This is a genomic window from Hydrogenovibrio sp. (genome assembly GCF_049975065.1).
GTDB lineage: Bacteria > Pseudomonadota > Gammaproteobacteria > Thiomicrospirales > Thiomicrospiraceae > Hydrogenovibrio.
This window is the reverse complement of record NZ_JBNGDN010000049.1, coordinates 8,632-10,927: the sequence shown is the minus strand read 5'-3', so window position 1 is coordinate 10,927 and position 2,296 is coordinate 8,632. Positions and strand designations below refer to the sequence as shown.

2 protein-coding genes are annotated in these 2,296 nt (G+C 56.7%); both read left to right on the top strand.

The window, feature by feature from the left end:
* Window positions 1–190: 190 nt before the first annotated feature.
* A complete protein-coding gene (gene trpB / locus ACP5D0_RS06915) occupies window positions 191–1,393 on the top strand; it encodes a tryptophan synthase subunit beta (RefSeq protein ID WP_472364931.1) in 1,203 nt (400 codons plus the stop codon).
* Between the two features lie 77 nt (window positions 1,394–1,470).
* Window positions 1,471–2,286 (top strand): class I SAM-dependent methyltransferase, encoded by an 816-nt coding sequence (locus tag ACP5D0_RS06910; protein ID WP_472364930.1) that lies wholly within the window; start codon window positions 1,471–1,473, stop codon window positions 2,284–2,286.
* Window positions 2,287–2,296: the final 10 nt, after the last annotated feature.

Below are 2,296 nucleotides of genomic sequence, written 5' to 3'. Positions count from 1 at the left end.
CACGAAGACACGAAGACTTCCGGCAAAATGTAAAATGGGGACGGTTACCTTTTTGCCAAGCGTGGTCAGGTCGCTTTTTGAAAAAGGGGCGCCGTTCATGTTTCCATCTTTTCCCGTTCGGTGTATCCTAACCGTTTTCGCGGCCTCACCACTTTGAAAGAAAAGATAAGGAACCGTCACAGGAGGTGTCATGTCTTATTTAAAAAATTTTCCCAATGCCGAGGGGTTTTTCGGCGACTTCGGTGGTGCCTTTCTGCCGCCGGAACTGGAACCGCATTTTGCTGAAATCAGCCAGGCCTACCGCACCCTCAGTCGCTCAGCGGATTTTTTGAATGAGTTGAAATACATCCGCAAACATTATCAAGGCCGCCCCACCCCGGTGTATTACGCCCACAACCTCAGCCGCGAAGTCGGGGCGCACATTTACATGAAACGCGAAGACCTCAATCACTCAGGCGCGCACAAACTGAATCACTGCATGGCCGAAGCCTTGCTGGCCAAACACATGGGCAAAACCAAACTGATTGCCGAAACCGGTGCCGGTCAACACGGTGTCGCACTGGCCACGGCCGCCGCTTATTTCGGCATGGAATGCGAAATTCACATGGGCGAAATCGACATCGCCAAAGAAGCCCCGAACGTCACCCGCATGAAACTGCTGGGCGCCACGGTCGTGCCGGTTTCCTTTGGCGGACGCAGTTTGAAGGAAGCCGTCGATTCCGCCTTCCAATCCTATGTGCCGCAAGCCGACACCGCTATCTTCGCCATCGGTTCCGTGGTGGGGCCGCATCCCTTCCCGATGATGGTGCGCGATTTTCAATCCGTGGTCGGGCACGAAGCGCGTGAACAGTATCTGGAAATGGTCGGCGAATTGCCGGATCAGGTCGGTGCCTGCGTCGGCGGCGGCTCTAACGCCATGGGCATGTTCGCTGGGTTTATTGAAGATAAAAACGTGACTCTAAACGGTATCGAACCGCTCGGCAAAGGCACCGAAATCGGCGAACACTCCGCCACCATGACCTATGGCAAACCCGGCATGATTCACGGCTTCAAATGCATGTTGCTGTCCGACGAAGAAGGCAACCCGGCCCCGGTCCACTCCATTGCCTCCGGCTTGGATTACCCGGGAGTGGGCCCGGAACACTCCTATTTGAAAACCGAAGGACGCGTCAACTATCACGGCGTCACCGACCAAGAAACACTGGACGCCTTCTACAAACTCTCCAGCGCAGAAGGCATTATTCCGGCACTGGAAAGCGCCCATGCCGTCGCTTGGGCGATGAAACACGGTCGAGAAAACCCGGGCCGTACCATTTTGATTAATTTGTCCGGTCGCGGCGACAAGGACATTGATTACGTTACGGAAACCTTTGGTTTCGGCGACACCCCCTAAACGAACTCAGCGAGTGCAGTGAAAGCGGGCCGTTGCGCCTGCCCGCTTTTGTCGCTTTCCCGTCACGATTCCATTCCATGCCCATGAAACCAACCCTCAGAATCCAAGCATCGCCCTGCCCCGACAAGGCACTGGCGCTGGCCGAACGGCTGGGCTTGCCTTTGAACTTCGATTCAAACACCGATTTGAACGCAAAATCGAACTCCAAAAACGATTTTGCCCTCGGCTGGTGGCTCGACCCCAAAGCCACGCTGGAAAGCCAACGCCTCAAACTGGCACTCTTCCCGCCCACCAGCGGCCCGGTTTATGTCGATTTCGTCGGCGGCAAGAAAAACCATCGTCGTCAGTTCGGCGGCGGCAAAGGCCAGCCGTTGGCGAAAGCCGTGGCGATTCAAAATCAGCCCCGCATACTGGATGCCACCGCCGGCATGGGCGGCGATGCGTTTGTGTTTGCCAGCTTGGGGTGCAAGGTCACCCTAGTGGAACGCTCCCCCATCATCGCGGCCTTACTGGCGGATGCGCTGGAACGCGCCCAACAACCGGATGTGCCGGACGACATTCGCCAGATTGCTGAACGCATGACCTTGGTGAACGCCGATGCGGCGGCCTATTTGACCACGGAAACACCCGCTGTCGAGGTGGTGTATCTCGACCCCATGTACCCGGAAAAGAAAAAAACCGCCGCCGCCAAAAAAGACATGCAGGCGCTGCAAGCGCTGGTCGGGCCGGATATGGACAGTGACGCTCTGTTAGCAGCGGCTTTGAGCACCGCCGAAAAGCGCGTGGTCGTCAAACGCCCGAAAGGGGCGCCCCCGTTGAAGGGCTCCGAACCCACCGCCGCCGTACAAAGCCCCAACACCCGTTACGACCTGTACAGCATTAAACAGCCATAATTAAACAGCC